This is a genomic window from Streptomyces spongiae, assembly GCF_009377185.1.
Taxonomy (GTDB): Bacteria; Actinomycetota; Actinomycetes; order Streptomycetales; family Streptomycetaceae; genus Streptomyces; species Streptomyces spongiae.
This window is the reverse complement of sequence record NZ_VJZC01000447.1, coordinates 1-8,316: the sequence shown is the minus strand read 5'-3', so window position 1 is coordinate 8,316 and position 8,316 is coordinate 1. Positions and strand designations below refer to the sequence as shown.

4 protein-coding genes are annotated in these 8,316 nt (G+C 72.9%); all 4 read left to right on the top strand.

Annotation, left to right across the window (positions count from 1 at the left end):
- Positions 1 to 1,514, top strand: a 1,514-nt coding sequence (arfA, locus tag FNH08_RS37660; protein WP_228034596.1) for an arabinosylfuranosidase ArfA, incomplete at its 5' end; no start/stop codon positions are given.
- A 61-nt stretch (positions 1,515 to 1,575) separates the two neighbouring features.
- Positions 1,576 to 3,729, top strand: a complete 2,154-nt coding sequence (locus FNH08_RS37655; protein ID WP_322726136.1) for an alpha-galactosidase — start codon at positions 1,576 to 1,578, stop codon at positions 3,727 to 3,729.
- 87 nt (positions 3,730 to 3,816) lie between these two features.
- On the top strand, positions 3,817 to 6,666 hold the full coding sequence (locus FNH08_RS37650; RefSeq protein ID WP_322726135.1) for a SpoIIE family protein phosphatase: 2,850 nt from the start codon (positions 3,817 to 3,819) through the stop codon (positions 6,664 to 6,666).
- A 90-nt stretch (positions 6,667 to 6,756) separates the two neighbouring features.
- Positions 6,757 to 8,310, top strand: coding sequence for a sugar ABC transporter ATP-binding protein (locus tag FNH08_RS37645; RefSeq protein ID WP_152776023.1), 1,554 nt, complete (start codon positions 6,757 to 6,759; stop codon positions 8,308 to 8,310).
- The last annotated feature ends 6 nt before the right edge of the window (positions 8,311 to 8,316 follow it).

Genomic DNA, 8,316 nt, shown 5'->3' with positions numbered 1-8,316 from the left:
CATCCACCCCCGCCCGCTTCACCCTCGACTCCGCCTTCGGGGTCGGTGCCGTCCATCCCCGGCTGTACGGTTCGTTCGTCGAGCACCTGGGCCGCTGTGTCTACACGGGCCTCCACGAGCCCGGCCACCCGGCGGCCGACGCCGACGGCCTGCGCCAGGACGTCCTGGACCTGGTCCGGGAACTGGGCGTCACCACCGTCCGCTACCCGGGCGGCAACTTCGTCTCCGGCTACCGCTGGGAGGACAGCGTGGGACCGCGCGAGGAACGCCCCGTCCGGCTGGACCTCGCCTGGAAGACCACCGAGACCAACGAGTTCGGTCTCGGCGAGTTCATGGCCTTCTGTACGAAGACCGGCATGGAGCCCATGATGGCCGTCAACCTCGGCACCCGCGGGGTGGAGGACGCCGTCCGGCTGCTGGAGTACTGCAACCACCCGGGCGGCACCGAGTTGTCCGAGAGCCGTGTCTCCCACGGGGCGAAGGAACCGTACGGCATCACGATGTGGTGCCTGGGCAACGAGATGGACGGCCCCTGGCAGATCGGCCACAAGACGGCCGAGGAGTACGGACGCCTCGCCGCCGAGACCGCCCGTGCCATGAAGATGATCCAGCCCGACCTGGAACTGGTCACCTGCGGCAGCTCGGGCTCCGGCATGGAGACCTTCGCCGCCTGGGAGGCCACCGTCCTGGAGGCCGCGTACGACCTCGTCGACCACATCTCGCTGCACGCCTACTACGAGGAGGTCGACGGCGACCGGGACTCCTTCCTGGCGTCCGCCGTCGACATGGAGCACTTCATCGAGTCGGTCGTCGCCACCTGCGACCACGTCCGTGCCCGGCTGAAGCAGAAGAAGCGCGTCAACCTCTCCTTCGACGAGTGGAACGTCTGGTACCAGAGCCGTCCCAACCCGCACCAGGTCGAGGACTGGCAGCAGGCGCCGCGGCTGCTGGAGGACGTCTACACCGTCACCGACGCCGTCGTGTTCGGCTCGCTGATCATCGCGCTGCTGCGCCACGCCGACCGGGTCACCGCCGCGTCGCTCGCTCAGCTCGTGAACGTCATCGCGCCGATCATGACCGAGCCCGGCGGCCCGGCCTGGCGGCAGACCACGTTCTTCCCGTTCGCGCAGGCGTCGGCGTACGGGCGCGGCCGGGTGCTGCGCGTCGAGGTGGACAGCCCCACCTACACCACCGCGAAGTTCGGCGAAGTGCCGCTCCTGCACGCCACCGCCGTGACCGACGACGCCACCGGTGACGTCACCGTCTTCGTCGTCAACCGCGGCCAGAGCACCGCCCTGCCGCTGGAAGTCGACCTGCGCGGGGTCGAGGCCCACACCGTGGTGGAACACCTGGTCCTGGCCGACGCCGACCCCGAGGCCCGCAACACCCTGGACCACCCGGACCGCGTCATCCCGCACGCCGCCACCGGCACCACCGTCGCCGACGGCGTCCTGCGCGCCGAACTCGAGCCGCTCTCCTGGAACATGATCCGCCTGTCGCGCGCCCAGAGCTGACCTGAGCTGACCCGAGCCGACCTGAGCCGACCTGAGCCGAAAGGACATCACCACCGTGACCGTGACCGACGCACAGCAGACCATCCGCTGGGGCCACGAGGCCCTCGAACTGGAGATCGGCATCACCGGCGACGGCACGGCCCGGCTGCTACGCCTCGGAGCCCCGGGCGAGACCGTGGACGGTCAACGCCCGGGCGCCCCGCTGCCGTTGGTGGAGGTGACGGCGGCGGGGCACGGCCGCACCTGGTCCGGCAACCGCTTCATCTCCACGGCCATCGGCGAGCGGCTGCGCCACCGGGGACACCGGGCGGGCCGCGACGGAACCTGGCACACCCTCACCGTCGAGCTGTACGACCCCGTCAGCGGGCTCGCCGCCGAGGCGACCTACCGCTCACCGGACGGGATCCCGGCCCTGCGCAGCGAGGTCGTGTTGCACAACGAGGGGGACGGCACCCTTTCCCTGGAGTCCGTCACCACACTCGCCGCGGGCTGCCTGACCAGCGGCGGCGCCGCGGCTCTCGACGCCTCCGACCTGCTGTGGGCCGAGAACGACTGGCTCGCCGAGTGTCGCTGGCAGCGCCGCCCTCTGCGGGCCACCTCGCCCGGGCTGCACGGCCGTATCCGCACCGTCGACGGCCGGGGCACCTTCGAACGCGCCGGTCAGGGCGCCTGGTCGAGCTGCGGCTCGCTGCCCATGGGCGGCCTGACGGACCGCGACTCGGGCCGGACCTGGGTGTGGCAGATCGAGCACAACGGGGGCGGCTGGCGCTGGGAGTGCGGTGAGCGGGAGGACGCGGCGTACGTGGCCCTGTTCGGGCCCGGCGACTCCCACCACAACTGGCGGCAGGCCCTGGCACCCGGAGCGTCGTTCCGGACCGTCCCCGCGGCGCTCGCCCTCTCCGCCGACGGCGGCCCGGACGGCGCGTTCGCGGTCCTGACCCGCTACCGCCGCGCGCTGCGCCGCCCGCACTCCGACCACCAGCGGCTGCCGGTGATCTTCAACGACTACATGAACTGCCTGATGGGCGACCCCACGTCGGCCAAGCTGCTGCCGCTGGTCGACGCCGCCGCCGACGCCGGCGCCGAGTACTTCGTCATCGACGCGGGCTGGTACGACGACGATGCCGACGGCTGGTGGGACAGCGTCGGCGCCTGGGAGCCGGCCGCCTCCCGCTTCCCCGGCCCGCGCGGCATCCACGAGGTGCTGGACCACATCCGGGACCGGGGAATGATCCCCGGCCTGTGGCTGGAGCCCGAGGTGGTCGGAGTGCGCAGCCCCCTCGCCGAGAGCCTGCCCGAGGAGGCGTTCTTCCGCCGCGCGGGCGTACGCCTCGTCGAACACGGCCGCCACCACCTGGACCTGCGCCACCCCGCCGCCCGCGCCCACCTGGACCGGGTCGTCGACCGCCTGGTGGGGGAGTGGGGCGTCGGCTACCTCAAGCTGGACCACAACATCAACCCCGGCTCCGGCACCAGCGCCGACCCCGGCGAGACCCCCGGCGCGGGACTCCTCGGGCACAACCGTGCCCACCTCGACTGGCTCGACGGCGTCCTGGACCGCCACCCCGGCCTGGTGCTGGAGAACTGCGCCTCCGGTGGCATGCGCATGGACCACGCGCTGCTCTCCCGCGTCCAGCTGCAGTCCACCAGCGACCAGGAGAACCTCCTGCTCTACGCGCCCGTCGCGGCCGCCGCCCCGACCGCGGTCACTCCGGAACAGGGCGCCGTCTGGGCGTACCCGCGCCCGGAGGACTCCCTCGACGAGGTGGCGTTCACCATGGCGAGCGCGCTCCTGGGCCGTGTCCACCTGTCCGGGCGCCTCACGGAACTGACCCCCGAGGCCCGCGCCCTGGTCCACGAGGCCGTGGCCGTGTACAAGGAGATCCGCGCCGATCTCCCTGAGGCCCTGCCGCTGTGGCCGCTGGGCCTGCCCGCCTGGGACGACACCTGGCTGGCGCTGGCCCTGCGGGCGCCTGCCGCCACCTACGTCACCGTCTGGCGCCGACCCGGCGGCGACCCGGACGTGGCCCTCTCTCTGCCGCACCTGCGGGCCGACGACGTGCGCCTCGACGTCCTCCACCCCTCCACCCACCGCGCCCTCACGACCTGGGACCCCGCCACCGCCGAACTCTCCCTGCACCTGCCCGACGCCCCGTCCGCCGTCCTCCTCCGCCTCACGCCCGCCGGCCTCCCCGCCGAGGACCGCGATCAGTGACTCACGAGGGAATTTGCACGTATCCTCGTCATTGCCTTTATATTTCCGAAAACTGCGGATTTATCCGATGAGTGAGTGGGGCGGAGCGTGGTTCGTTCCGGCGAGGAAGCGATATCGGCCAGGCGTGCGGCGGACGGCGCGGCGCCCGCGCATGACCGCGAGCGGTTCATGCAGGGCGAGCCGGTCGTGGGGGGAGTGCGGGCCTCGATCCTGAACTCCTGGCAGCGCTGCCGCTCCCTCGGCCTGTCACCGGATCAGACCGAGCTTCCCTTCCAGGAGGACTTCGACGCGGACGGCCGGCTCGTCCGCGCCGCCACGCCCGTGGTCGACCGGCTGCAGCGGAGATTCGCGGGCAGCAGCATGAACATCTCGGTCGCCGACGCGCACGGGACGGTCCTGCTGCGCCGCTTCGGAGAGGCATCCATGATCAGGAGCCTTCCGGCGATCCAGAGCGTCCCGGGATTCGTGTTCGCCGAGCAGGTCGCGGGCACGAACGGAATCGGGCTGGCGCTCGCGGACAGGCGGCTCATCCAGGTCCACGGGGCCGAACACTTCGCCGAGCGCTCCCAGGCGAGCGCCTGCCGCGCGCTGCCCGTCCACGACCCCCTCAACGGGAGTGTCGAGGGCGTCCTGTGCCTGGGGTATCCGCGCTCTGCCGAGGACCCGGCGCTGGCCACGGTGATACGCAAGGCCGCCGAGGCCATCGAGGGGCGGCTGCTCGGCCAGAGCTCCGCGCGCGAGCGCGCTCTGCTGCGGGCCTACCAGGACGCTTCCGCCATCGGTGCCGCCGCCGCCCTCGGCCGTACCGTCGCACTGGACGAACTGTCCCGGGAGCTGCGCCCCGGCGACGGGGCCGTCCTCAAACAGAAGGCCACCGAGCTGCTCTCCCGCGGGCAGCGGGCCGCCGTGGACGTGGCGCTCTCCGACGGGCGACGGGTGACGCTGGTGAGCCGCCTCATGACGAGCCCCTCAGGGGTGGAGGGCATGGCCGTCGAGGCCGTCCTCCCCGATCCCGGACCCGGCACCCGGCATCCGCTCACCGCCCCGGACCCGGCCCACCGGCTGTTCGGCTCCCGCGCGGGGCACCTCGCCGTCCCCGCTGGGGCGTCCTCCTCCTCCGCCGCCCCGCCGTTCGGGCACCCACCGGTCACCACCCCCTCGGACGGCGCCGACCGAGCCGACGACGCCGGGGAGGTCCGCGCCGACACCTCCGCACCGGCCAGAGGGCTGGTGCTGGTGGGTGAACCGGAAGTGGCGAAGTACGCCCTGGCGGCACGCCGCCGCCTGGAACTGCTCTCGGAGGCCAGTGCCCGCATAGGCACCACCCTCGACGTACGCCGCACGGCCGGGGAACTCGCCGAGACGGCCGTCCCACGCCTGGCCGACTTCGTCACGATCGACCTGTGCGAGGCCGTGGTACGCGGTGACGAGCCCACCGACCCCCGAAGCGACCTCCTCCGTACGGTGGTCCACGGCATCCGTGACGATCTCCCCTTCAGCCCCGTGGGCAAACGGATCGACTTCCAGCCGACGACGCCCCAGCTGCGCTCCCTGTCCACCGGGCAGGCCGTACTGGAACCCGACCTGAAGGCCGCCGTCGGCTGGCTCGCCCAGGACCCCGAGCACTCCGACCGGCTGCTCACCCACGTCCACTCGCTCATCACCGTCCCCCTCACCGCCCGTGGGGTCGTCCTGGGCGTCGCCAGCTTCTACCGCGCGCAGGACCCGGCCCCCTTCGGGGACGACGACCGCGCGCTGGCCCTGGAACTGGGCACCCGCGCCGCCCTCTCCATCGACAACGCCCGGCGCTACACACACGAACGCACGATGGTCCTGGCCCTGCAGCGCAGCCTGCTCCCGCGTGGTCTGCCCGACCAGGACGCCGTCGAGGTCGCCCACCGCTACCTGCCGGCCGAGTCCGGGGTGGGCGGAGACTGGTACGACGTCATCCCCCTCTCCGGCACCCGGATCGGCCTGTTCGTCGGCGATGTCGTCGGCCACGGCATGCACTCGGCCGCCACCATGGGCCGGCTGCGCACCGCCGCGCGCAGCTTCGCCGAGCTCGACTTCCCCCCGGACGAAGTCCTCACCCACCTCGACAACCTCGTGGTGCGCCTGGACCGCGAGGAGGGCAAGGACGACTCCTCGGCCGACGGCGTGGGCATCATCGGAGCCACCTGCCTGTACGCCGTCTACGACCCGACCTCGCAGCGGTGCAGCATGGCCCGCGCCGGCCACCCCCCGCCGGCGCTGGTCCGCCCCGACGGCACCGTGTCGCTCCTCGACCTGCCCGCGGGCCCTCCGCTCGGCCTCGGGGGCCTGCCCTTCGAGACCGCCGATGTCGACGTACCCGAGCACAGCCGGCTGGTCCTCTACACCGACGGACTCATCGAGGACCGGGACCGGGACATCGACGTGGCCCTCGGCCACCTGCGTGAGGCGCTGGCCCACCCGGACCACACGCCCGAGGACACCTGCCAGGCCGTACTGGACACCGTGGCGCCCGCCCACCCCTGCGACGACATCGCCCTGCTCGTCGCCCGCACCCACGCGCTGGACCCGCGCCGGATCGCCACCTGGGAGATGCCCGCCGACCCCGCCCGGGTGCCCGAAGTCCGCGCCGCCGCCACCCGGCAACTGGCCGACTGGGGACTGGACGAGGTCGCGTTCGCCGCGGAGCTCCTGCTCAGCGAGCTCGTCACCAACGCCGTCCGCCACGGAACCGGACCCATCCGGGTACGGCTCCTGTACGACCGCAGCCTGATCTGCGAGGTGTCCGACACCAGCAACACCGCCCCGCACCTGCGCCGGGCGGCCGCCACCGACGAGGGCGGCCGTGGCCTCTTCCTCGTCGCGCAGCTCGCCCAGTCCTGGGGCACGCGCCACATCCCGGAGGGCAAGGTCATCTGGGCCGAATGCTTCCTCGACACGCCCTGAAACCCTTGCCGAATGTCGTATATGCGATTATTTGTCGCATTGGTGCCACTCGTGCACGTCGGGTAGAACTCGCCAGGCCGACCCCCGGAGATGTCCGTGCAAGACACTCCCGACACGTCTGTGACGGAGCCCCCGCCCTTCGGCGCGGAGCCGCTCGTCCGCATTCGCGGTCTCAGCAAGCGGTTCGGCGGCACGCGCGCGCTGAGCGAGGTCGACCTCGACATCACCGGCGGCAGTGTCCTCGCCCTCCTCGGCCCCAACGGCGCCGGAAAGTCGACCCTCATCAAGGTGCTCGCCGGGGTCCACCGCGCCGACGCGGGACGGATCACGGTGGCCGGGCACCCCCTCGGCACCCATGCCGCCACCCGCGCCATGTCCTTCATCCACCAGGACCTCGGGCTCGTGGAGTGGATGACCGTGGCCGAGAACATCGCCCTGGGCGCCGGATACGCGCGCCGAACGGGACTGATCTCGTGGCGGCGGACCCGGGAGCGCTGTGTCGAGGTCCTGCGGACCGTCTCCGGCCGGCTCGACCCCGACGCGCGGATCGCCGACCTCGCCCCGGCGGAGCGCTCGCTCGTCGCCGTCGCCAGGGCCCTGGCCACACGGGCGCGACTCATCGTCCTCGACGAGCCCACCGCCCGCCTCCCCGCCGCGGACTGCGCCCGTCTCTTCGGCGTCCTGCACACCCTCCGCGACCGCGGACACGGCATCCTCTACGTCAGTCACCGCCTGGACGAGGTGTACGAGGTCGCCGACACCTTCGCCGTCCTGCGCGACGGCCGCCTGGTGCGCCACGGCCCGCTGGCGGGGCACAGCCCGACCCGCCTGGTGCACGACATCGTCGGCGAGGAGCCCACCGGCCACCGACCCGCCGCCGTCCCCGCCGACGGCCCCGCCGTCCTGACCCTCGACGGCGTGCGCACCCGCGGAGCCGGCCCGGTCAGCATGGAACTCAGGGCCGGGGAGGTGCTCGGCCTGGTCGGCCTCACGGGCGCCGGGCACATGGACCTGGGCCGGGCCCTCGCCGGCTCCCGGCCACTCCTCGAAGGGCGAGTGCTCCTCGGCGGCCGGCCGTACCGCCCCCGTCTGGTCGCCGACGCCGTCGGCCTCGGCGTCGGCTTCGTGACCGGGGACAGACAGGGCGAGGGCTGCGCCCCCGAGCTGACCGTACGGGAGAACCTCCTGGCCAACCCGCGCGCGGGAGGCACGCCCGCGCTCCGCTGGATCAGCCCGCGCCGAGAACGCGCCGAGGCCACCACCCTGATCGAACGGTTCTCGGTCCGTCCCCGTGACAGCGAGGCCCCCATCGCCACGCTCTCCGGCGGCAACCAGCAGAAGGTCGTGATCGGCCGGTGGCTGCACGTGGGACTGCGCCTGCTGATCCTCGAGGAACCGACCGCGGGCGTGGACATCGGCGCCAAGGCCGCCATCCACCGCCTGCTCGACGAGGCACTGTCCGCCGGCCTCGCCGTCCTGCTCCTCTCCACGGACTTCGAGGAGGTCGCGGGCGTGTGCCGACGCGCCCTGGTCTTCGTCCGCGGCAGAGTGACAGCCGAACTGAGCGGCGCGGACGTCACCGTCGCCGGGCTCACCCGGGCCGCCTCGGCCCTGCCCCCTTCCGGAACCGCGACGAGCCGATGACCAACC

Coding starts and splice junctions, on each gene's coding strand:
- FNH08_RS37645 (WP_152776023.1), top strand. CDS start 6,757: ATGTCCGTGCAAGACACTCCCGACACGTCTGTGACGGAGCCCCCGCCC.